This window comes from Phytohabitans aurantiacus, from assembly GCF_027923225.1.
GTDB classification, from domain to species: domain Bacteria; phylum Actinomycetota; class Actinomycetes; order Mycobacteriales; family Micromonosporaceae; genus Phytohabitans; species Phytohabitans aurantiacus.
Genome location: NZ_BSDI01000132.1, coordinates 1 through 955 on the forward strand (window position 1 = coordinate 1; position 955 = coordinate 955).

1 protein-coding gene is annotated in these 955 nt (G+C 66.5%); it reads left to right on the forward strand.

The window, feature by feature from the left end; all coding sequences use genetic code 11:
- Positions 1-68 precede the first annotated feature (68 nt).
- A partial coding sequence (locus tag QMG73_RS46130; RefSeq protein ID WP_281906515.1) for a LacI family DNA-binding transcriptional regulator occupies positions 69-955 on the forward strand: 887 nt, incomplete at its 3' end.

Below are 955 nucleotides of genomic sequence, written 5' to 3' on the forward strand. Positions count from 1 at the left end.
GCAACCGTTTGCATTAATTGGCCGATCCCAGTGACGACCACCACACGAGCAGGAATGGAGACGCCGCTGTGCCCGCCACCATCCGCGACGTCGCCCGCGCGTCCGGCGTGCACATCTCCACCGTCTCGCGCACCTTCTCCGCACCCCACCTGGTCAACCCCGACACCCGCAACCGCGTCCTGGCCTGCGCCGAACACCTCGGCTACCGACCCAACCGCGCCGCCCGCGCCCTGATCACCGGAAGAACCCACAACATCGGCCTCATCGTCGCCGACATCGCCAACCCCTTCTTCCCACCCCTGATCAAAGCCGCCGAAAGCCAAGCCAGACACCGCGACTACCACATCTTCGTCACCGACACCAACGAAGACCCCGCCGTCGAAGAAGACCTCGTCCACGCCCTCGCCAAACAAGTCGACGGCATACTCCTGTGCTCCCCCCGCATGAACAACAGCCTCATCGAACAACTCAGCCGAGAAGTACCCCTCGTCGTCATCAACCGCCACATCACCGGCCTACCCACCGTCGTCATGGACGTCGCCACCGGCACCCGCCACGCCATCGACCACCTCACCGCACTAGGCCACACCCACATCGCCCTCCTCGGCGGACCCCGCGGCTCCTGGACCAACCGCGAAATCCGCCGCGCCGCCACCACCGCCACCCGCACCAACAACACCCAACTCACCATCCTCGGCCCCAACCCACCCACCGAACACGGCGGCCACCACCAAGCCGAAAACATCACCCGCGCCGGCGCCACCGCCGTCCTCTGCTACAACGACCTCATCGCCATCGGACTCATCGAAGGCCTCCACCACCTCGGCCTCCACGTCCCCACCGACATCAGCGTCATCGGCATCGACGACATCACCCTCAGCCGCCTCACCCGCCCCAAACTCACCACCGTCGCCAACCCCACCGCAGCCGCCGGACGAGCCGCCGTCGACATGCT